The sequence below is a fragment of the Pelagicoccus sp. SDUM812005 genome, from assembly GCF_031127875.1.
Lineage (GTDB): Bacteria > Verrucomicrobiota > Verrucomicrobiia > Opitutales > Opitutaceae > Pelagicoccus.
Map to the genome: position 1 here is coordinate 1 of NZ_JARXIA010000007.1, position 21,206 is coordinate 21,206.

The 21,206-nt window shown below is 60.9% G+C and carries 21 protein-coding genes; 9 read left to right on the forward strand and 12 right to left on the reverse strand.

The window, feature by feature from the left end:
• Positions 1-129: 129 nt before the first annotated feature.
• Genes QEH57_RS09900 through QEH57_RS09910 form a run of 3 tightly spaced genes read left to right on the forward strand, consistent with a single transcriptional unit; the run spans position 130 to position 3,213 of the window.
• Positions 130-1,617, forward strand: coding sequence for a glycosyltransferase family 39 protein (locus tag QEH57_RS09900; RefSeq protein WP_309006571.1), 1,488 nt, complete (start codon positions 130-132; stop codon positions 1,615-1,617).
• On the forward strand, positions 1,604-2,488 hold the full coding sequence (locus QEH57_RS09905) for an FAD:protein FMN transferase (RefSeq protein ID WP_309006572.1): 885 nt from the start codon (positions 1,604-1,606) through the stop codon (positions 2,486-2,488). The genes QEH57_RS09900 and QEH57_RS09905 overlap by 14 nt, the downstream gene beginning before the upstream one ends.
• A 2-nt stretch (positions 2,489-2,490) precedes the next feature.
• Positions 2,491-3,213, forward strand: coding sequence for a glycosyltransferase (locus QEH57_RS09910; protein WP_309006573.1), 723 nt, complete (start codon positions 2,491-2,493; stop codon positions 3,211-3,213).
• A gap of 3 nt (positions 3,214-3,216) precedes the next feature.
• Here the strand turns inward: QEH57_RS09910 and QEH57_RS09915 are convergent, their stop codons facing one another.
• From QEH57_RS09915 to QEH57_RS09925, 3 genes are all read right to left on the reverse strand, one after another.
• Positions 3,217-5,463, reverse strand: coding sequence for a CRTAC1 family protein (locus QEH57_RS09915; RefSeq protein ID WP_309006574.1), 2,247 nt, complete (start codon positions 5,461-5,463; stop codon positions 3,217-3,219).
• 149 nt (positions 5,464-5,612) lie between these two features.
• A complete protein-coding gene (locus QEH57_RS09920) occupies positions 5,613-6,080 on the reverse strand; it encodes a DoxX family membrane protein (RefSeq protein ID WP_309006575.1) in 468 nt (155 codons plus the stop codon).
• A gap of 102 nt (positions 6,081-6,182) precedes the next feature.
• Complete coding sequence (locus QEH57_RS09925) at positions 6,183-7,109, reverse strand: bile acid:sodium symporter (protein WP_309006576.1); 927 nt, start codon at positions 7,107-7,109, stop codon at positions 6,183-6,185.
• Positions 7,110-7,259: 150 nt separating this feature from the next.
• Between QEH57_RS09925 and QEH57_RS09930 the strand changes: the two genes are divergently transcribed.
• Positions 7,260-7,748, forward strand: coding sequence for a hypothetical protein (locus QEH57_RS09930; protein WP_309006577.1), 489 nt, complete (start codon positions 7,260-7,262; stop codon positions 7,746-7,748).
• 43 nt (positions 7,749-7,791) lie between these two features.
• Here QEH57_RS09930 and QEH57_RS09935 read toward each other — a convergent pair whose 3' ends face one another.
• The 3 genes from QEH57_RS09935 to QEH57_RS09945 are packed head-to-tail and all read right to left on the reverse strand — an operon-like array spanning position 7,792 to position 9,751.
• Positions 7,792-8,859: a LysM peptidoglycan-binding domain-containing protein gene (locus QEH57_RS09935; protein ID WP_309006578.1), complete on the reverse strand. Its 1,068-nt coding sequence runs from the start codon at positions 8,857-8,859 to the stop codon at positions 7,792-7,794.
• A gap of 11 nt (positions 8,860-8,870) precedes the next feature.
• On the reverse strand, positions 8,871-9,446 hold the full coding sequence (locus tag QEH57_RS09940) for an SET domain-containing protein-lysine N-methyltransferase (RefSeq protein ID WP_309006579.1): 576 nt from the start codon (positions 9,444-9,446) through the stop codon (positions 8,871-8,873).
• A 20-nt stretch (positions 9,447-9,466) separates the two neighbouring features.
• Entirely contained in the window at positions 9,467-9,751 is a 285-nt protein-coding gene (locus tag QEH57_RS09945) for a DUF167 domain-containing protein (RefSeq protein WP_309006580.1), read from the reverse strand.
• 75 nt (positions 9,752-9,826) lie between these two features.
• Here QEH57_RS09945 and QEH57_RS09950 point away from each other — a divergent pair, with 75 nt between their 5' ends.
• Positions 9,827-10,327, forward strand: a complete 501-nt coding sequence (locus QEH57_RS09950) for a hypothetical protein (RefSeq protein WP_309006581.1) — start codon at positions 9,827-9,829, stop codon at positions 10,325-10,327.
• A gap of 52 nt (positions 10,328-10,379) precedes the next feature.
• Here the strand turns inward: QEH57_RS09950 and QEH57_RS09955 are convergent, their stop codons facing one another.
• Both QEH57_RS09955 and QEH57_RS09960 read right to left on the reverse strand, forming a co-directional pair.
• On the reverse strand, positions 10,380-11,204 hold the full coding sequence (locus QEH57_RS09955) for an HDOD domain-containing protein (protein ID WP_309006582.1): 825 nt from the start codon (positions 11,202-11,204) through the stop codon (positions 10,380-10,382).
• A gap of 178 nt (positions 11,205-11,382) precedes the next feature.
• Positions 11,383-12,954, reverse strand: a complete 1,572-nt coding sequence (locus QEH57_RS09960; RefSeq protein WP_309006583.1) for an HDOD domain-containing protein — start codon at positions 12,952-12,954, stop codon at positions 11,383-11,385.
• Between the two features lie 246 nt (positions 12,955-13,200).
• Between QEH57_RS09960 and rny the strand changes: the two genes are divergently transcribed.
• A complete protein-coding gene (rny, locus tag QEH57_RS09965) occupies positions 13,201-14,736 on the forward strand; it encodes a ribonuclease Y (protein WP_309006584.1) in 1,536 nt (511 codons plus the stop codon).
• Positions 14,737-14,790: 54 nt separating this feature from the next.
• On the opposite strand, the gene QEH57_RS09970 is transcribed toward rny, so the two are convergent.
• A complete protein-coding gene (locus tag QEH57_RS09970; RefSeq protein ID WP_309006585.1) occupies positions 14,791-15,219 on the reverse strand; it encodes a hypothetical protein in 429 nt (142 codons plus the stop codon).
• Positions 15,220-15,229: 10 nt separating this feature from the next.
• Positions 15,230-15,994: an inositol monophosphatase family protein gene (locus QEH57_RS09975; RefSeq protein ID WP_309006586.1), complete on the reverse strand. Its 765-nt coding sequence runs from the start codon at positions 15,992-15,994 to the stop codon at positions 15,230-15,232.
• Between the two features lie 96 nt (positions 15,995-16,090).
• On the opposite strand from QEH57_RS09975, the gene QEH57_RS09980 reads away from it, so the two are divergent.
• The 3 genes from QEH57_RS09980 (at position 16,091) to QEH57_RS09990 (ending at position 18,258) form a co-directional block, all read left to right on the forward strand.
• A complete protein-coding gene (locus tag QEH57_RS09980) occupies positions 16,091-16,780 on the forward strand; it encodes a 3'-5' exonuclease (protein ID WP_309006587.1) in 690 nt (229 codons plus the stop codon).
• An 87-nt stretch (positions 16,781-16,867) separates the two neighbouring features.
• The gene (locus tag QEH57_RS09985; protein WP_309006588.1) at positions 16,868-17,743 is read left to right on the forward strand and encodes an SMP-30/gluconolactonase/LRE family protein; all 876 of its coding nucleotides are present in this window, start codon (positions 16,868-16,870) and stop codon (positions 17,741-17,743) included.
• 173 nt (positions 17,744-17,916) lie between these two features.
• Complete coding sequence (locus tag QEH57_RS09990; protein WP_309006589.1) at positions 17,917-18,258, forward strand: hypothetical protein; 342 nt, start codon at positions 17,917-17,919, stop codon at positions 18,256-18,258.
• Positions 18,259-18,302: 44 nt separating this feature from the next.
• Here the strand turns inward: QEH57_RS09990 and QEH57_RS09995 are convergent, their stop codons facing one another.
• The gene (locus QEH57_RS09995) at positions 18,303-19,622 is read right to left on the reverse strand and encodes a sulfatase (protein WP_309006590.1); all 1,320 of its coding nucleotides are present in this window, start codon (positions 19,620-19,622) and stop codon (positions 18,303-18,305) included.
• 81 nt (positions 19,623-19,703) lie between these two features.
• Entirely contained in the window at positions 19,704-21,200 is a 1,497-nt protein-coding gene (locus QEH57_RS10000; RefSeq protein WP_309006591.1) for a hypothetical protein, read from the reverse strand.
• Between the last annotated feature and the right edge of the window lie 6 nt (positions 21,201-21,206).

Genomic DNA, 21,206 nt, shown 5'->3' on the forward strand with positions numbered 1-21,206 from the left:
AGACGAAGGCCCGCTACGTGCGCCTCTACTCCGACGGCAACACCAGCAACGAGATGAACCACTACGTCGAGGTGGAGGTCTTTGGGGAGTACTAAGGCAAAGGCGTTTCTCTTTTGGGTCCCAGCCGTATTGTTGCTGGGACTCGCTTTTTGGCTGCGCAGCGAAAGCTCGCAGCGTCGCCTTTTCCACGCCGACGAAGGCGTGCAGTCCTACCAGGCGTGGCGGCTGATCGAGTCCGGAGAGTATCGCTACGACGCGAGCGAGCATCATGGTCCGCTGCTTTACTACATGGCGAAGTGGATGGCTCCGTTTCTTGAAGATGAGTCGGGAACTCTTTCCGATGCTGGGATGCGTCGGGTGCCAATGCTGTTCAGCATGGCGATGCTCTTCATGGGGCTGTATTTCTTTCGTCGATACGGAGGTGGCGCCGCCTTGCTTTGGGGGCTTGTTTTCGCGTCGGCGCCCCTGAGCGTGATCTACGGCTCCTATTTTGTGCAGGAGGCGATGCTCAGCTGTTTCACCCTTGGCTTCTTGTTGGCAGTTTATCGCTACTGGCTGGGGCCGTCCTGGTGGGGCGCTGCGGCGGTGGGGTCGGCCCTTGGATTGATGCATGTTACGAAGGAGACGGCGGTTCTGCACGTGGCGGCGATTTGCGTGGCTGGCGTGCTGGTCGTCTGGATACGCAAGCAAGGGGGGCAGCTCAAGCCAGCTCCGTTTTTGAAGCATGTAGGATTCGCAGGAGGTATCGCCCTCGCTTTGCACTGCGTTTTCTTTTCTTCCTTTTTCGAAAACCCGAAAGGGATGCTCGACGGGTTTGCGGCGTTTTTTAATTATGCGGAGCGTTCGCAAGGACAGGGACACGAGAAGCCCTTGCTTTACTACCTTGGCTTGTTCTTGCCGCAAAGGCTTGAGGGCGTGCGTTGGGGCGAAGTCGCGTTTTTGGTGGCGGCTGTTTGGGGAGGCTTTCGGTCGCTTTGGAAAATGAAGGCGGATGGGTTTGCGGCCTTCGTTTTTCTGAGCGGGTTGGGCATGTTTTTGTTGTATTCGATCATCCCTTACAAGAATCCTTGGTTGCTGCTGACGCCGTATTGCTTACTCGCTTACACGGCCGCTTTAGGGGGTGTGGAGCTTTTTCGGCTGGGGATTTGGGAAGGGGCGCAGTTGCGTCGCTGGAGCTTTTTTGCGGCCGGGATGGGGGCGTTGCTCTTCTTGTGTTTCGAGCTGCGAAGCAATTTGCAGAAGGCGGTTTTTTCGTATCCGAGCGCCACGCGAAATCCGTATCTTTACATGCATACCACGCCTCGCTACGCGAAACTGCTCGAGCGTGCGCGTTCGGTGGATGAAAGGGAGGAAATCTCTATCTACAGTCCGGATGCGGCTTGGCCTTTGCCTTGGCACTTGCGGTCGCGAGAGCGGGTGGGTTATTGGACCGATCTGGCGAGCTATCGGCCGGGGGGTATCGACTTGATCGATACGCGCTTGCTCGAGGGACAGGAGGAGTTGGTGAATGACGGCGGCTTCTGGGAATTGCATGGGTTGCGGCCTAATACCTTGCTTGCTTTGCGGGCGAGCGATGGGATCGCGGAGGAATGGATACAGGCAAATGCTAAGGATTGACGAGAAAGGGGAGCTTTTCAGCTTTCGCCATGAGGCGATGGCGGCGGATTTGGTAGTGTCGCTGGGGGGCGTGGACCAAGACTATGCGCGTCAAACCGCTCAAGCGTTTTTCGCTCGGGTGGACGAGATCGAGGCCAAGCTAAGCCTGTATCAGGAAAGCAGTGACGTCACGCGTATCAACCTGATGCAGCCGGGCGACGAGACGCGGGTGAGCGAGGAGTGTATGGAGTGCTTGCAGCTGGCCATGGCTGCCAGCGGCTTGACGGGAGAGCGCTTTCATCCGTTTCTGGGAGTGGATGCCTTGAAGGTGAAGGGGAATGTGCCTGCTTACCTGAATCCGCTTTTGCGTAGCGACGAAGCGGTTGAGCTTTTCTCTGCGGTGCAGATCGATCCGCAGTCGCGCTACCTGAAGAAGTTGGCAGCGGGGGTGATCTTGGACTTTGGGGGGATCGGCAAAGGTTTCGCTTTGGACCAAGGGATGCTGGAGATCGAGGATTGGGAGATTCCGGTGGCGATGGCGAATTTTGGCGGAAGCACTTTGTTGTTTCGAGCCGAAGAGAGCGCGGAGCCTTGGACCGCTAAGTTGGGGGAGCGGTCGCTGAAGCCGTTTCGCAGCGGCGCGTTTTCGAGTTCGGGAACGGGATTTCAGGGGGAGCACATCGTGAGCAGAAGCGGAAGGCCTCTGCTCTGGAAGCGAAGCTTTGCCCGGAGCCAGTCGGCTGCCTTGGCGGATGCCTTGACGACGGGGGCGATGCTGATGGGCGAAGGGGAGCTGGAAGCGCTGTGCGCGGCGGAAGAAGGGCTAGCGCTGGCGGCCACGGGCGAGGGCGTGAGCTGGGGCGTGGAGCGGTTTTGCGATTGGGAAGGCTGAGTATGGACTGCTTTTTGGTGATTCCTTGTTTGCACGAAAGTGGTCGGGTTCCCGTTTTTTTGGAGGCGCTCTGTGAGGCGATCGGGCGGAGCGGTTTGTCGGTTGGCGTGCAGTTGGTGGACGATGGCTCGGGGCCGGAGGAGGTCGAACGGCTGCGCAAGGTGGTGGCCAAGTGTCGCAATGCGTATCCGTTTTTGACGGAGGTTTTCGCGATGCGGGAGAATCGGGGCAAGGGGGCGGCGATCCGCAATGGTTGGGCGCTGGCTCCGGACGACGCTCGAACGCTTGGGTTCGTGGATGCGGATGGGTCCGTTTCGGCGGCGGAGACCTTGCGGGTCATGCAAGTGGCTTTAGCGGAGCCGGCGCCCTTTTTGGTGATGGCGAGCCGTCGGGCCGAAGGGGCTCGAGTGCAGCGCTCGCTGCTGCGGAAGTGGGTGGCTGCGGGGTTCGCCTGTTTGGTTCAGAAATCTTATGGTGTCCAGGTTATGGATACGCAATGCGGCTGTAAGTTCGTAGATGCCTCCTGGTATCGAGACCGCTCCCGTTCGTTCAAGGAAGACGGTTTCGGCTTGGATTTGGAGTTGATTCTCGAGGCGAAGGCGTCGGGCTGCTCCGTGCGGGAGATTGGGATCGCCTGGCACGAGGAGGCAGGAAGCAAGGTGGGGTTCTCGGACGTTTGGACCTTGGGGAAGGCAGTCGCCCGGAAGCGGATCGGTCGCTCTTAGGGCTTAGTTCCTTTTGACTGGGTGGTAGGCGCCGGTCTCCGGAGCGTCGAGCGTGGTTCGGGCTCCGTCGGGCCAAGTGACTTGTACCGATTTTATCGATACGTCGCGGGGGATGCCAAAGTTGAGGGTGGCGGGGCGTTGGGAGGAATAGGATTCTCCGTGGGTGTAGACGCGTTCGGTGGTGTATTCGTCGGTGACGAGGGTGACGCGGGCGCCGAAGAGGGCGTGGCCGGGCGTTTGCTGGAGGTCGATGCCGATCCAGTTGTTGTCGGTGCGGTGCTGGTTTTTGTAGAGGTGGACCCGCTCGATGGAGTTCATGGAGTCTTGTTCGACGAGGAGGATGTCTTGCTTGCCGTCGCGGTCGAGGTCGACGTCGAGCACGGCGCGTCCGTCGCCTCCGTGGGAGATGCCGAGCAGGTAGGCGATGTTGAGGAACTCCTGGCCTTGGATGTTGAGGTAGAGGTGGTCTTTTTCGAAGGGGTTCCAGCCCATTTGGTTTCCGCCGACGAGGGCTTCAGGCCCGAATTGGTTGAAGAAGCTGTCGAGTTCCTGTTCGGAGAAGACGGGCTCGGTGTAGATGTCGTGCGTCCAGAAGTTGCTGCAGTAGTCGCGGGCGGTGGAGCGGGAGAGGTAGCCGTTGGCGATGAAGATGTCGGGGTAGGAGTCGTGGTTGAAGTCGAAGGTGCTGTTTCCCCAGGACCAGCCGGAGCGGGCGACCTGGTTGCTGGTTTCGGCTTCGAGCAGGCGTCCGTCGGCTTGGCCGTAGTAGAGGCGGTTTCCTTTGGCGATGCGCATGCGCATTTCTTGGTGTTGGGGAAATTCATCGCGTCCGAGGCCCATGCCTTCGAGACGGCGGGCAGTGGTGGAGCTCATGCCGACGGCGAGCAGGTCGGAGGTGCCGTCGCGGTCGAAGTCGGCGAAGGCGTGGCTCATGCCGAAGAGGCTGCGTTCTTGGAGGTAGGCGTCGGTTTTGTCGACTAGGGTGCCGTTTTGGTTTTCGTGGATGTCGATGCCGGAGAAGTCGCTTGTCACCAAAAGGTCCATACGTTGGTCGTTGTTGAGGTCCTGGAAGGAGGCGGTGAAGGCGCGGCGTCCGCGCTTTTGGGCGACGGAGGTTTCTTCGGTGATGTCGACGAAGCTGAGGTTGCCTCGGTTCTTGAGGAGGTAGGCGGGGCGGCCGTCGTTGGCGTCGAAGTAGGGGGTGGGGATTTTTCCTCCTTCGTAGATGGGGGCGGATTGGCCGAGATAGATTTCTGGGTAGCCGTCGCCGGTGATGTCGCCCACGGCGAGCAGCCCGGTTTGCAGCGGCGTATCGGATTTCCAGATACCGAAGGGCTTGCCGTCGAAGGCTTGGGTGGAGGGATTGAGGGTGTAGGCGAAGAGGAAGGGAGCTTCGTGGGTGGAGAGCACGTATTCGATGTTTCCGTCGAGGTCGAGGTCGGCGAAGAAGGCGGCGGTCGGCAAGCCGCGTATCATGAATTGGGCGAGGGTTCTTTCTTCGAACTGGAAGTTGCCTTTGTTGAGGTAGAGTTGGTTGAGGCGGGGGAAGGCGATGTCTGGCAGGCCGTCTTGGTTGAGGTCGTGGACGAGGACGATGCCGTAGGGGGTGGTGTTCTTCTTGGATTCGAGCCAGGTGGTGTGGGCGAAGCTGGGGACTTGGGAGCGGGCGAGGATGGCGATGTCCTGGTGGGCGATGTGGCGAGGCAGGGGCGTTTCCGTTCCGCGGCGCTCCTGCCAGTCGACGGCGAGCTTGCCTTTGACGATGTAGCGGGTTGAGGCGGGGCCTTGCACGTGCAGGGCGAAGGTGAAGGTGGAGTGCCCGTGGCTGTCGGCTTTGGGGGCCTGGAAGGCGGCGTGGTGCCATTCGCTTTGCTCGATGCGGAAGCCTTGGGACTGGTAGCGGTCGAGCAGGGCGTGGAAGGCGGACTGGTCGTGGCTTTGCTCGGAGTCGGGGGCGGGCAAGTAGGAGTCGACGCCTTCGGGGTAGCTGCGGGCTTTTTGGAAGCGAGGGAGTCGCAGGGTCTCGAAGGGGAAGTTTCGCAGGGCGGGGGATTGGTCGTCGGGGTAACGCCGCATCTCGTCCCAGAGTTCGATGAAAGCGGTTTCGTACTCCTGGGCGAGGCGTTCGTTTTCCCAGACGGAGGCGTCGAGGCTTTGGCGTTGCTCGACGATCTTCTCGACGCTGGCGAAGCTGAGCGCAGGAAAGAGGGCGAGGGCGGATAAGCGTAGGATCTTGGGGAGGTGGGGCATGGTTTTCGGAATGTGCATTAAGATGCAATGTGATGCAACTAAAGAAGCGCTTTTGAGGGGGGATGCGTGAAAATGGAAACGCCCCAGCCTTGCGGCTAGGGCGTCCATTTTAGGGGTAGGGTTGTGTTTTGTATCTAGTTCCCGCGCGCTTAGCGCAGAGACTCGAATTTGTTGTGCCGTACGAAGTAGAGGGCGGCCGCGGTGACGAGCAGGTAGATGGCGATTTGGTTTACGGTCGCGCCGGATTCTTGGGTGCCGAGCAGCATCTGGCCGAAAGCCAAGGATACGAGGGTGAGGGCGATGAGGGCGAGCGCCCATTTGGTTTTTACGCCGAGGAGGAGGAGGGCTCCCAGCAGGATCTCCACGTAGCCGATGCTGTAGGCGTAGAGGGAGACGAGGAAGCCGGGAAGGGCGGTCTTCTCGAAGGCGGAAACGATCCAAGTGACCACGCCGCCGTAGTAGGCGTCGAAGCTGTAGGCGCCGTCCTGGTTTTTGAACTTTCCCAGTCCGGCCGTGAGCATGAGCAGGCCGAGGAAGAGGCGAAAGGAGATAAAGGCCCAGCTTTCGGCTGACCAGTAGAGGGGGGACCCGCTGCGTTGGGCGTTCTTTCGTGGCATAGGGGATATTTTGATTTGAGGTTCGGTTGAGGAGCGGGACGGGCTTGGGGGTGAAAGCCAATCTCGCGTGGGAAATCTGCGGGAAGGAAGGGAGCTCGACTTCTAGGGCTTGAGCCAGCCCTGGGTGAAGAGTTCGGCTTGCACCTCGTCGTTCTCGTGGTGGAACCACTCCTTGCGGGCGACGCGTCGCATGAAGTAGGTGACGATGGTGGAGGTGTTGACGATGAAGAAGGAGTAGAGCAGGGCGGGCCAGAGGATGAGGTTGGCCTGGGTTTCGGGGAAGCTGAGCAGGATGATGGCGAAGGCGAGGGGGCCGTTTTGGATGCCGGTTTCGAGGGAAACGGTGCGGCTGCAGCGTTTGCTCATGCCGAGGCCGCGGCTGACCCAGTAGCCGAAGAGGAAGCCGCCGAGCCCGAGCCCGATGCTGGTGAAGAGGATGGAGGGATCGGATTCGAGCAGTTGGGAGAAGTTTCGCGGCAGCCAGCTGAGGATGAGGAAGAGGATGACGATGATGCCGAGGGCGGCTCCGGTTTCCTCCATGTTCTTGGCCCAGCGCTCGCTGCGGCTGCGCAGGAAGATCCCGCCGGCTACGGGGACGAGGCAGGCGGCGAGGGAGAGGACGACCTTGCCGGTGTCGACCTGCAGGTTTTCCGCCTGGAAAGGGCCGGTGTAGATGGCGAGCAGCAGGGGCATGGCCAGCAGGGCGGCTCCGGTGGTGATGGAGCTGAGGGAGATGCTGAGGGCGAGGTCGCCTTTGGCGAAGTAGTTGAAGAGGCTGGAGGTGGTGCCGGAGGGGCAGCAGGCCACGATGATGATGCCGATTGCCCAAGCGTTGGGCATCTCGAAGTACTTGGCCATGCCGTAGGCCAGGGCGGGCATGATGAGGTATTGGGAGAGGAAGCCGACGATGACGGGCTTAGGCGTTTTCATCGCCACCTTGAAGTCCTTGAGGGAGAGCGAGCATCCGAGTCCGAACATGATGACTAGGATCATTACCTTGAGCAGGCTTTCCTCGAGTGGGGTAATCATTGATTGGGTAAGTTATTGGCGGCCACAGGGTTTTCCAGAAAATAATTTTTTTACAGAGTGGGGGCTCGAAGGGGCGGCTGGCGTCGATAATTGGCGGTATCTGGGGCGAATCGCTTAACGTTGGCTCGAGGGCGACGATAGCCTTGTTTAATGAAGCGTCTATTCATAGCTGCGTTCGCTTTGGCGTGCGCGTGCTCGGCCCGAGAGTATGAGCCCAACGAGTTGGAAATCGCCGTCCATCGTCGGGAGGTCTACCAGTTGGCTCGCGACTACGTGGTGGAGACCTTCAACCTGCAGGTGATCGAGGAGAGCTCCTTCAATCCGGTTCGCTTCAATTCGAACGGGGTCTGGGGCAACTTCGAGGCGCGCATCAAGGAGCTGGGCAAGGACCGTTTCGAGGTGCAGGGCTGGGTCCATGCGGTGGGCCACCACGAGAGCCGAATCCGCTGGGCGGTGCACATCCGCTACGGAATCTTGGATCCCCAGGGCTGGCGCTACCGGAAGGTGGACGAGAAGGTGGATAACGAGCCGGAGTTTCTCGGCTGGAAGTTCGGCGACTACCGCAGTCCGCTCTACAAGGCGGACTACGATCCTCTCTACGTGGCCCGGGTGTTCGAGAAGAACGCTCGCAAGCGTTGAGGCGGGGTGCCGTTGCGGGCTTCGCTTGCCCGCTTGGGGTTCGCTAGTCGAGCTTGGCTTTGAAGCTCTCGGTGGGGAAGTACTTGCCGGGGCACTGGGTGTGCTTGGGGTGGATAAGGGTGTGCGTGGTGACGCGGGAAACGGGGACGTGGGTCTTGTCCATGAGGTACTCGACGAGGGCTTCGAGGGTTTCCATTTGTTTGGTGGTGGGGCGGGTCTTGGAGAAGTCGCCGACGAGGCAGATGCCGATGCTGATTTGGTTGAGGGCGTAGCTGGAGACGTGGCCGCCTTGGAGCTGCTTTTTCCAGCGGTCGCCGATGTAGAGTTCGCCGTCCTTCATGCCGCGTCCGTTGCCGATGACGAAGTGGTAGGCGAGGCCGTTTTCCATGCGGCGCTCGTTGCGGTGGTAGTTGTCCATGCCCTTGGCGGAACCTACGCGGGTGGCGCTGTGGTGGATGACGATGTGCTTCCACTGGCTGGATTTGGTGCGGATGCGGTCCAGGGTGGACTGGTCGGAGTTGGCGAGGCGCGGGCCGGTGGGAAGGGGGACGGTTCCGGGCGCCACGGGGATCCTTATGACTTGCCCGATCTTGATGCTGTTGGCCCGGCGGATGGAGTTGAGGCTGGTGAGGGTGCTGACGGTGACGCCGTACTTCTTGGCGATGTCGGAGAGGCTGTCGCCCGAGCGCACCTTGTATTCGAGGTAGGTCGTCGGCGCGGCGGCGGCAGGGGCGGCGCCGTCGCTGGGGAGGGGAATCTTGATGACCTGTCCGACGCGGATGCGGTTGGCGTTGCCGATGGCGTTGAGGGCAGTGATGGAGCGGAGGGTGACGCCGTGCTCCTTGGCGATGTCGGAGAGGTTGTCGCCGTTGCGTATCTTGTACTCGGTGAACTGGGGGGCGGGGGCGGGGATGTTGAGCTTTTGGCCGACGGAGAGGGTGTTGGCGTTGCTGAGCTTGTTGGCGTCCTTGATGGCTTGGACGGTGACTTTGTAGGCCTGGGCGATTTCGGTGAGGGTTTCGCCTTTGCGTACGCTGTGTACCGTCGCCGCCTCGACGCTCGTGGCGAGTGAGGCGAGGAGGATGGCTGTGTATGCAAAAAGCTTATACATCTAAATGGGGCCTATGCTTTCTTTTTCTTGCTGCGTTTCTTTAGCTTCTTGAGCTTGTCCCAGTCTTCCTTGCGCACGATGTGGCCGACGCAATTGTCCGAGCCGCAGAGACAGGGGTGGTCCTTCCAATGTTCCAAGGCGTAGCCGTAGTCGAAGGTGATCTCTTCGCCTTCCTGGATGTCGCGCAGGGCGACGAGCCAGATTTCGCCGTCGACGTTTTGGGCTTCGCAGTTGGGGGAGCAGGAGTGGTTGGCGAGGCGGGCGATGTTCCACTCGAAGTTGCCGTCGATATCGGTCTTGTCGTCGAGCTCGAAGATGTAGACGGCTCCGACGTCCTCGACGAGGGAGAGGTCGTGCTGGTCGTTGGCGCGGGCGGTCGCGGTCTTCTTCTTGACGAGCTCGCCCAGGTACTGGACGACGTACTCTCCTTCGGGGATGTCTTGGGCAGCGAAGAGGCCGTGGTTGTGGATGGCGGAGGTAGAGGTGCGGACGTAGGGAAATTCGGGTGGATTTCCTTTCTTGTCCAATCCGATGTACTTCGGCTCCTTTTTCTTGGAGGGTTTCTTGGATTTCGTTTCTTTGCCCATGTGGTCAGGATTTGTGGAATTCAGGGGCGGGGAAGCTGTTGGACTTGGCTAGAGGAGAGGCACTCGAAAGCAATCACTTTCTGCCGGCTGGTCTCGCCTCGGAGGATGCTTATCTGGTTTTTGGATACGCCGATCTGTTTGGCGAGGAAGGCGAGGAGAGCTTTGTTGGCTTTGCCGTCTTGGGCGGGGGACTGGATGCGAACCTTGAGGGTGGAGTCGTCGAGCCAGCCGGCGAATTCGTTTTTGGAGGCGTTGGGCACGACCTTGACGGAGAGGGTATGCTGGTCTGCGGGGGAACTTGGCATGGGGAAGGCAGTCGTTATTGGGCGCTTGCGTTTCGGCGGCGAAGCAATTCTTAAAGGAAGGAGAGGGATTAGAGCATGTTGAACCAAAAGGACAGAGAACCGAATTTTATCGAGAAGCGCCGGGCCGAGCCGAACTTCATCGAGAAGAAGCGCCAGTGGAAGAGCAAGATGGAGAAGCCGCTTTCGCGCCGTACCTTGCTGATGGTGCTGCCGGCTTTGATTTTGAGCGTCTTCGTAATGATGTCGGCCCCGTACCTGAAGCTGATCATGGAGCAGTTTTTGCAGGAGGGGGATGACATGAGCTACCCCGTGGAGCTGAACCTGGAGGATGCCAAGGTGGTGGAAAAGCAGGGTCCGCCGCCGGATCCGGATGCGGTGATGCGGGAGACGTACCGCAAGCAGCTGGAGGCGGAAGGCTTCGACTGGCGCAAGAAGCCGGAGATCGAGGGGCCTGACCTTCGTTTCGCGAAGGAGCAGACGCTGGAGGTGAAGCCGGTACAGGTGGAGCTTCCCAATACGATGACGGAGCTCCAAGCGGCGTCATCTTCGTCGCCGGCGGAAACTCCGTCCGAGTAGTTTTGATTGCTTTCCGGCTGGGCCGGAAGCGAGGGGCGCCTTAGCAGGCGCCTTAGCAGGCGCTGTAGTTGCCGGAGATGAGCGAGTCTGCCATGTGGAGGCTGTCGCTCACGTCGGTGACGAGGTTCCAGAGGGTTTGCTCGCCTTCGCCGAGGAGGTTGAGCACGAGCAGGTCGGGGCCGAGGGCTTGGTCGGGCAATTCGTCGACTTCGCGCACGACGCCGGTGATCCATTTGGCGAGGTTGAGCAGGCAGGCCATCTTTCCGGTGGTCTGGCAGTCTAGGGGCGAGTATTGGAAGCGGACGGGGTCGACCAGGGCGCTGGGCAAGCCCCAGTCGCTGAGCAGGTTGAAGCAGAGGCCGGAATGGTTGAACTTCTTGAGGCGGTTGTTGAGTCGGCTGCTGCTGCTTTGCGATTCGTCTGGAGCGGCGGTGTCGATGACGGCTTCCGCGAGGGAGTGGACGAGGCCGATGGTGTAGGCCCGTTGCTTGTCCAAATTGTGCTTTTCGGCGAGCGTTTCCATGCAGACGGCGGCGGTGATGGCTCGCTTCCAGTGGTCGGAGGAGTAGCAGAGGTCTTCGCGGCTGGAGGGGTAGGAGTAGAGGCCGAGCAGGTCGTACATGCGCTGGAAGCCGATGGCGGTGACGGCTTCCTCGATGCAGAGGTAGCCTTCCGCTTTTTTGTCCGCCATGAGGTTCGCTTCGCGGAGGATGCGGGTGGCGAGCAGGGGCTCGAGGCGGATGAGCGGGAGAATCTCGTCGGGGTTGACGTTGCCTTCGGCGACGATGCTGCGGAGGCTTTTGCCGATGCGGGATGCAGGGGCCATGAGTTCGAACTGTTGCTGCAGGTCGCTGACTGTTGGATTGACTGGGTCCATGCCCAGTTTTTCGCCCCGGATCTGTCCACGTTTAGCGAGGGCTTCCAGTTTTGGTAATCGAGCTCAGGAGCTTACGAAAAGCGCTGGAAAACCCGCTCGGTACCGCTGGCGTATTTCCTCTATGCGGAGAGGGGAGCGGGGCTCAGGGCGGGTGGGCGTGGGCCCTTAGGCGCTCCGTCTAGATCGCGATGACTGCTTGGGAGTCGATCAGTCCGTAGAGGAGGGAGATGGAGGCGCGGATGGAGCGGAGGTGTTTGAGGTCGGTTTCGCTGAGGTCGATTTGGCGTCCCTCGGAGACGGTTCCCACGATGAGGCAACGCAGCTGCTTCTCGTAGCTGACCGGGAGGATGATGAGGGAGCTGGTTTCGGCGGCGGCGTGGATCCACTCCGGGATGACCTTGCTGACCTTTCCGGCGCGGGTGTCTTGGATGAGGATGTCTTCCTTGCGGGAGAGGCAGATGGAGAAGATGTCGTTTTTGTCGGGGCCGACGATGGGGCGGTTTTTGACCTTGCCGAAGAGCTTCCCCGAGCCGTAGCGGGCGGAGAGGTTCTTGGGGTCGTACTCCTCGCGGGTGAAGACGAGGCAGTTCTCGAGGTTGGCGGCCTCGGTGAAGGCGGCGCAGAGCGCGTCGAAGATTTCGGCGAGCCGGACCTTGCTGCCGGGGACGAGGGCGGCTTCGAACTTTTGGTTGGCCGCGGCGAAGGTCTCGTCGGAAAAGCTTTGGCGTTCCTCGGGGCTCATTTCGGTGAGCGGCTTGCTTTTGGCGAGGGCTTGGATCCGGGCGTGGGCGGGAGGCTTGGGCAGGTGGGTGGAGTTTAGGCGGGCGTAGAGCTTGGCGGAGGCGGGGGAGTGCTTGTCGGCGATGCCGACGGAGCGGTTGAGGGCGTTGATGTCCTCGTCGACTTGGAGCAGGGCTTCGTTGACGGCTTCGATGCTGAGCGGGTAGCTGGCGGCGAAGCGGGTAAGAACTCCGCGGAGGGCGTGGTTGAAGCCGTCGGGGCCGACGGTTTCGTCGAAGACGACGGCGCTGAGGGAGACGGCGAGTTCGGAGAGCAGCAGGGTTTCTTCCTGCAGGGAGTAGGCGGGCTGGCGCAGCGTGGCTGGGGATAGCGGGGCGAGGGAGCGCTTTATGTCCTTGGGCAGGTTGGTCTGCTGCAGAATTGCTTCGCCGAGGGCGAGGGGCGTGAGGCCGAAGACGTGTTCGAAGGCTTGGTCTTCCGGCATCTCGAGGGCGTGGGAGAGGGCGAGGCGGTAGTCGTCGAGCTTGAAGGTGGATAGCAGGAGTCGTCCGTAGTTGCGCAGGGAGGCGCAGACGAAGTGCAGCTCCGATTCGTCCTCGCGTCCGGGCTTCTTGGCGAGCTGCTTGGCCAGCATGCCGCTGCACACGCAGAGGGCGGCGGCTTGGCGTTGCTCGTAGGAGTTGGTCCCGTTGCTGGCGTTTTCGGCGAGCATGAGGGAGATGGCGAGGTTGCGGATCTTTTCGAAGCCGACGGTATGGATCGCGTCGGAGAGGGTGTTGACGGGTTGGCCGCCGGGGTTGTAGCCGAGGGTGTTGGCGGCGCTGATCACCTTGGTGGTGACGGTGGGGTCGCGTCCGATCAGCTCCGAGAGTTCGTTGACGGAGATGCTGAAGGCCTTGGAGGCGAGCTGTTGGATGATCTGGATGATCTCGCTGATCGCGGCTGATTGCTCGTCGGCCAGGGCGGCTTCGATTTCGATGATCGTCTTTCGTGCGAGAGAGGGGGGCATGAAGGTGTAAGCGGGAAAAGCGGTGTGTCGTTGGCCTATCAACCCAGCTCAGCTCGCGTCGAATCGCAACCCGCTTCCCGCGATGGAGGGGCTGGGAGGCGAGCTTTTACACCTGATTTGCAACAGCTTGCCTAACAGGAGGCTGGAAAAGTTACGGGGAACTTGTTGTTGCCTTGTGTTTGAAATTTCTTTGGCTTCGTCGGGTTAGGAGACCCCGCCTCGGGTGTCTCTCTTTTTTTTCAAAAGATGAGCAGTAGCATTTGGATCGGGCTGGTAGCGTTGGGAGCTGGATTCGTCATCGCGTACGTGAGTTTGCGTTGGTCGATGCGTCGAGCCCGGCAGCAGGCCCAGGCCGAAGCGGACTCGCTGCTCGACTTGGCTCGTCGCAAAGCGGAGATCGAGGCTTTGGAGAGCCGGGCCAAGGCGGAGCGCGAGATCGAGGGCTTGCGCAGCGATTTCGAGCGGGCGGAGCAACGGGCGGAGCTGGAGATCGAGATGAAGCTCAAGGAGATCCGTTCGCACGAGGAATCGATCGGCTTGCTGGACCACCAGTTGGAGCTGCGCCAGAAGCAGATCGAGAAGGAGCTGGAGGAGCTGAAGCAGAATCGGGAGAGCCTTTCCCAAATGTCCGCGAACATGCAGCGTACCATGGCGAACCTCGCTTCCATGGACGTTTCGGAGATCAAGGAATCGCTGCGCGAGCAGGTGCGGCTGGACTGTCGCGACGAGCTCAAGAAGCTGCGCAAGGAAGTGCTGGAGCGGTCGGAGGCAGAGATCCACCGCGAGGCGCGCCGGACCATGCTGGCCGCTATGCAGCGGATCGCCAGCAAGCCGAACAACGACATTACGGCGGCCATCGTGCAGCTGCCCAACGACGAGATGAAGGGGCGGATCATCGGCCGCGAGGGGCGCAACATCAAGTGCTTCGAGACGGCGACCGGCACGACTTTGCTCATCGACGAATCGCCGAGCATGGTGATGGTTTCCTCCTTTGACCCAGTGCGTCGGGAGATCGCGAAAACGGCGCTCGAGCGGTTGGTGAAGGATGGGCGCATCCATCCGGCGACCATCGAGGAATTCGTGGGCGAGGCTCGCAACGACGTGGACCAGATCGTGGAGAACGCGGGCGACGCGGCGGTGGAGCACTTGAAGATTTCCCGTTTGCACCCGGAGATCATTACGCACCTGGGCAAGCTGAAGTTCCGCACTTCCTATTCGCAGAACGTGCTCGAGCACTCGGTGGAGGTCGGCTTCTTGGCGTCGATCATCGCCTCGGAGCTGGGGCTTGATCCGAACATCGCGAAGCGGGCGGCGCTGCTGCACGACATCGGCAAGGCGATCGACGGCGAGTACGAGGGCAGCCATGCGATCGTTGGCGCGGAGTTCGTGAAGGCCCGGGGCGAGGATGCCGTGGTGGTGAACGCGGTAGCGGCTCACCACGAGGAGGTGCCTCCGGAGTCGCTGTACGCGGCGGTGGTTATTTTGGCCGATACTATTTCGGCGGTCCGGCCCGGAGCTCGGGCGGAAACGCTGACCTCCTACATCGATCGCTTGCGGGACCTGGAAGAGGTGGCGCTCTCCTTCGAGGGGATTCGCTCTGCCTACGCGATCCAAGCGGGCCGCGAGGTGCGGGTGATCGTCGACCCCGAGAAGACGGATGACGAGCAGGCCCGAACCTTGGCTCGCGATATTCGCGACAAGATCGAATCGCAACTGGAGTTTCCCAGTTCCATCCGCGTCACGGTCGTGCGCGAGCAGCGCTACGTGGAGACGGCCAAGTAGGCCGGGCCAATCGAGCCGAGGGGCTCGCTGGCTCCAGCAGGCGGCCCGTTTTCGTTAAAGCTCGGTGGCGAGCCGGGCGGTTAGGTCGCTGATCGCGGCGCCGAGCTTGACGCCCGCCTTTACGTTTCCGTCGTGGCCGGCTAGGTGCAGCTTCACCGCGAGGTCCTTGAGCGTCTCGATGGTCTTGAGGGCGGCCGCGTTGCCGGAGGCTTTGGCTTCGAGGGCGGTCAATGCGGGAGTGAGGGCGACTTCGAGGTGGTGGAATTCGACGTACTTGCCTTCTGCGGCGGCAGTGACGGCTTCGCTGGCCAAAAGGTTTAGGTGCCCGAGGAGCTGGGTTTGGTCGTAGCCGCTGAGGTCGACGTTTTCCCAGGCTTGCACGGCGCGGGGAGCGGAGTGCACGTCGTCTTGGTAGGAGTCGGAGCAGCTTGCAGCGAGCAGGGTGGCGGCCAGAGCGGCGGAGGCGATGAGCGGGTGTTTCATAAGGTCTTAATTACTGGTTGAGTGTTTGGACAACGGACTCGTGCAGGTCTGAATTGCTGGCGATGCAAGATTCGCCCTTGGCGGGGTTCCCGCCGTACCAGTCGGTGATCACGGCGCCGGAGCCGCGCAGGACAGGCACGAGGGCCATGATGTCCCATGGGTTGAGGATGGGGTCGAGCATGATGTCGGCCTTGCCGGTGGCGACGAGGAAGTAGCCGAAGCAGTCGCCCCAGGTGCGGCAGAACTTGGTCTTGCCGAGCAGCTCCTCGAAGTTGGGGCCGTTCTGGTAGCGGGGAATGGATTGCACGTCGGTGGTGAGCACGATGGCTTCGGAGAGGGGCACTCCGGTGCGGGCCTTGATGGGCTTGGCGTTGCAGAAGGCTCGCTGGTTGTCGCCGCAGATGCGCTTGTGGATGGCGGGGTAGTTGAGGGTGCCGAAGAGCGGTTCGCCGTCTTTGAGCAGGGCGATCATGGTGCCGAAGAGCGGGGCGCCGGCGGCGAAGGTCTTGGTGCCGTCGATGGGGTCGATAACCCATTGGTAGTCAGCGGACTCGTTTACGTTGCCGAATTCCTCGCCCATGATTCCGTGGTCGGGGTAGAGGGTTTCGATGGCGTCGCGGATCATTTGCTCGGTCTTGCGGTCGGCCTCGGTGACGGGGGTGTCGTCGCCCTTGGAGTCGACCTCGAGGTCGGGGGACTCGAAGTACTCGAGGATGATGCGTTCGGTCTCTTTGCAGAGTTTCCCGGTGAAGGCGTCGAATTCTTCGAATTGCATAGGGGAGGCAGATTGCTGGCCCGGGCCTCGGTGTTAAACATAAAAAGTTTCTTAAGGATTCCCGCGTAGATCTAGTCCCTTGCAAAGCCCGGCAAAATGGATTTGCTGCCCTTTATGGATCCTTATTGGGACGACATGCCAATCCACGTCATCGATTTCGAAGGCGGTCCCCATTGCGGGATTGTGGAGTTTGGCGTGGTCACCTTGAGAGGGTCGCGCATCGAGGAAGCCGCCACCCGGCTTTGCCGTCCCAAGGCCAAGATTTCCCGCAAGGAGCAGGCGACCCATGGCATCAGCAACGAAGCGGTGAGCGGGCTGCTGCCTTTCGCCCAGGAGTGGGACCGCTTCGCCCATCTGCGGGAGACCGGTCCGCTGGCGGCCCATTTCGCCTCGGCGGAGAATTCGATGCTGAAAGCGGTTTTCCCCTACGCTCGCCGCAGCGAGAACTGGATGAATCCAGGGACGAAGGGCAACGACTGGGGGCCTTGGATCGACACCGGGTATTTGTATCGCAACTACGGAGACGATGGGTCCACCTTGAAGCTCGAGGATCTGGTGTTGCGTTGGGAATTGCAGAACGAGCTCGACGAGCTGGCGGCCAAGTACTGTCCGGCGGACCGTCGCCACTACCACTGCGCCTTGTACGATACCTTGGCGAGCGCCTTGCTGCTGCTGCTGTATTGCAGCGAGCTGCGCGACGAGAAGGCGACCATCCCGCAGCTACTGATCGAGAGCCAGGGCAGCGCCGCGCGCAAGCAGGCGGCCGAGCAGCAGCAGCTGTTCTAAGGTGAGAGCGTGCAGGGGCCTGCGCCCTCGTAGGCATGAGCGATATTTGCTTGGCCAAGTGGTAGAGCCTGCGGATCATTTCCTGCCATGAGTGATTTAGAGTGTGTCTACCATGACCGCGCCCAGCTGGGAGAAGGGGTGCTGTGGAGCGAGCGCGAAGGGCGCGTCTATTGGATCGATATCGAAGGGCACCGCGTTTGTCGTTTCGATCCGGCTACGGGAATGAACGACTCCGTCTTCGTGGGCCAGCAAGTGGGCACGGTTGCCGAACACGAAGCTGGCGGGCTGGTGCTGGGATTGAAGGATGGGGTTTATTCCCTCGACTTCGAGACGGGCGATCTCGGCAAGTGGTGCGATCCGACGGAGGGAGACCCGGACAATCGCTTGAACGACGGAAAGGCGGGCCCGGACGGCCGCTTTTACGTGGGAGGCATGGGACCGGATCTAAAGCAATCCCTCTATTGTATCGACAATGACACTACGACGTATCGGGTCCTCGAGTCGGGAGTGAGTTGCTCGAATGGCTTGGCGTGGAGCCTGGATCACAGGACTTTCTATTATATCGACAGCCCTCAGCGGGTGGTGTGGGCCTACGATTTCGATGCTCGAGGCGGCCGCCTCTCGAATCGCCGCGTCGTGGTGGACTCGCGGGGAGGGGAGTGCGTACCTGATGGCATGACCATCGATGCGGAGGGCAAGCTGTGGATTGCGTTTTGGGAAGGCTGGGGCGTACGTCGTTACGATCCGGATACAGGCGTACTCTTGGAGGAAATTAGGCTGCCGGTTTCCCGCGTCACCAGTTGCGTCTTCGGGGGCGCTGATTTGGATACGCTCTATATTTCGACGGCGAGCGTTGGCTTCGAGGAGGCGGATTGGCTACGAGAACCGCAGGCTGGCGGACTTTTCGCAGTGAAACCGGGAGTGAAGGGGCTGCCAAGCTTCCGTTTTAGGGCGGCGCCTTGAACGCGTTTTTGCGCCGTGCGCATGGAGGCATTTGCCCCTTGTTCTAGAGTCTGCTACTTAGCGGCAACGGTCTGCGCTCCATTCCGAAGTACTAGGCAACGGTCAGGTAGCTACAATTGCTATTTTCATGTAAACTTGGGCCATCGTTAACCGAACATCCAAACCATCTCGACATGTGCCAACTCGAATCAAACGCTAACCTCAAGGCGGCATCGCCACCTGAGGTGAATGATACTAGCGGCGCTTTAGAGGAACGCCTCCTGCAAGCTTTCGCTCCACTTGTTCGCGAGGTGGAGGAGAATATCGAGCTCTACTTTTCGGACCTCGCCTCGGCTTCCGAAACCATTTCCGGGGAGTGCTTCGACGACGACACCCATGCCAGCTTCTATGTCGCGTCACGGGAGGTCATCGCTCAGGGCTTGGCCATCCAATTGGAATTCCTGAGGGACAATGCCCCGCACGCCTTCTCGATCTTGCTGAGGAAGGCAGGCTTCGCTTTCCCCTGCGACCGCTAGGGACGCCAGGGGCAATTCGCCAGCCCTCCAAAGGAGGACGGTGGCTACGCTAAGCGTCTCCCTTTAGGGGAACGTTCCGTGGGGTCGGTGACGATGGTGTGCTCCGTCCGCTTCAAGGGCCCGGCGAGTAGCGGATCGTTCGTTTCGTTCATCCACCGGTCGAGGCGCTCCCGCATTTCGCTGAGAGTGGCGGCGTGGGCGGGCGAGGCGGCGAGGTTGTGGGTTTCGTTTGGATCGAAGAGCAGGTCGAAGAGCAGCTCCATCTCGTAAGCGTTTTCGGTCCAGCCGTTCTGTATCCAAAAATCCTTGCTGGGGCCGTCGTCGCAATTCGGCAAGGGCTGGTAGCCATAGTCCTTGTAGCGACGGATGTATTTCCAGCGTTGGGTACGAACGGAGCGGGACGGTTCCTCGGTGGCGTGGAAATTGATTTCGGCGAAAACGCAATCGCGTTCGGCGACCTTTCCTTGGGCATCTGGCAAAAGGCTTTGGCCTTGGATGTGTGCGGGGATGGGCAAGCCGGCCAGTTGCAAGAAGGTGGGCGCAAGGTCGATTTGGGAAACGAAGGATTCGACGACTTTGCCGCCTCGGAATCCGCCGGGGCCTCGCAGGATGAGCATGACGCCGGTGCCGTGGTCGGTGAGGTTGCACTTCATGGCTGGGAAGGCGATCCCGTGGTCGGTCGTGGCGACGACAAGGGTATTGTCCGCGAGTCCGTTGCGGTCTAGGGCCTCGAGCACTCTGCCGATGCTTATATCCAAGCTTTGGATACTGGCGGCGTAGTTAGCGAAGTCGCTTCGCGTTTCGGCGCTGTCGGGAATGGGAGCTGGGGGGCGCAGGTAGTCGGGATTGGGGGGAGGAACTAGGCTGGGAAATCCGCCGTCGTCGGTGCGGTGCGGCGCGAAGTAGCCGAGCGACAGGAAGAAGGGTTTCTCGGGCGGGCTGGCGAAAAAGCGTTCTGCGGCGGCGGTGGGCGTTTCGAAATCTTGTTCGGTGGTGAGGATCTGGTCGTATCCGATTTCCTCGAGGGAGCTCAGCGGCGGGGCGGCGATATGCTGGGTGCCGGCTAGGGCTGAGGTGTAGCCGGCGGCCCGCAGTTGGTTGGCGAGGTGGTGTTGGTAGTCGTTGAGACGGAAGCCGCGGTGGGCGAGTCCCAGCATGCCGTTGCTGTGGGCGTATTGTCCGGTGAGCAGGCAGGCCCGGCTCGGGGAGCAGGTGGGATTGGCGCAATGGGCGTTGCGGTAGAGCACGCCCTCTTCGGCGAGTCGCTGTAGGTGTGGCGTCACTACGTTGTAGCCGTAGGGCTGAATGTAGCGGCCAGCGTCGTGGCAGTGCAGGTAGAGTATGTTTGGCGGGCGGGTTTGCATGGACTGGACTAGCCTTAGGGCGTTTGGCGAAGCGGGTAGAAGCCAACTTGATTGGCTTAAATAGTCAAAGCTAAGGCGATCTCAGTTCAGCGGGGTCCAGTCGAAGAGCTGGGAGTCGCTGAGCACGCGAGGGCTGTCCCAAACGGGCAGCTCGTAGAGGCTGAGGTCGGGGCCGAAGGAGCGGAGGGCGTCTTCGGGAACGGACCAGACCAGGCCGCTGAGCAGGTCCAGCAGGACGGGATCTTGCAGGCTCAGGTCTTTGGCGACGATGTCGACGGAATCGGGCTCGAAGGAATCGCCGGGTCTTGCTGCGGCGTCCCAGAATACGAAGCCTTGGTGGCCGCTCTGGCGGTCCTCGACCTTGAAGGAGTAGAGGCTGGAAAGGTTGGCGGCGGCGGTATCGCGTTGCTGCGGGATGCGTTGTTCGGCGAAGAGGGAGCAAACGTTGCGATAGGAAAAGTAGGAGACTTTGGGACGTTCGATGGAGAGGTCGTCCGGGCGGATTTTGAGTTTTCCTTTTGTATTCAGAATATCGAAGTGGGCTTGGTCGTAGTTCATCTCCGATATAGAAAAGAGGGAGAAGGGGATCTCGCGCGACCAATGGGCGAGGGAGCGGCGCAAGTCCCACTTTGCCTGGCTGAGTTCGGTCCAATCGATATTTTTGAGGGCGAACTTGGGGGCGCGTTCGGAAGGAGCTCCGGTCTCGCCTTGCCAGATGACGGCGTGGGGAAGGTGTTGGTCGAGGTAGGCGCGAACTTCGGCGATTCTCTCGAACCCGTGATCGGGATTAGAGGGATAGCCGTGCACGGTGATGCCGTCGATTAGCGAGAGGGTGTCGCGAGCGGAAAGTGTTTCCACGAGGTCGACGAGCCCGGAACCGGGACGGGCGTGAACGTAGGCGAGGGCGAGGGCAAGGATGGTCGCGTCGGGTTGTTCCTCGCGGATGATTTGGGCGGTGCGTTCGAAGAGGCGTGGGTAGGCGCCGGCTTCGCTTTGGTTGTGGCTCAGGTCGGCTTCGTTCCAGATTTCATAGGTTTCGACGCGGTCGCCGAAGTGCTGGATGGCGGCGCGAATGTAGTTTTCCCACGCTTCGAGAGCGGATTCGGAATGAGGCAGTCCGCCACCGAGACCGGTGCCGCCGGCGCCTTCGTAAATGGGGTTTCCGTAGCTGAGGCTCAGCCAGGGTTGGACTCCGGCAGCGAGGCAGCCGTCGACGATGCGGTCGAGCCAGGCGAAGTCGTATTCACCCTTTTTTGTTTCGGTCTTGGCCCAGCCGCTTTGCAGGCGAACGTGTTTAGCTCCAAGCGGTTTCAGGTAAGGGCCCCAAGCTTCGAAGTCGGTAAAGTCGCGGTCCATGGTTTCGCCGCCGATGCCGAGCAGGGAGGAGCTGATTTCCGTGGCGTCGCGGGGAGTGAGCCGTCCTAGGAGCTCGTAGCCTTCCGGCATGCTCGCAATGACGCCTTGTTCGGCGCGTTGCCACTCCTCGAAGTCTTGGGAGGGAGAGAAGGTCGTATCGCCTTGTAAGGAAATTGAGGATACGAGGAGGGCGATGGGTAGGAAGCGTTTGAGCGTGTGCATTTCTGG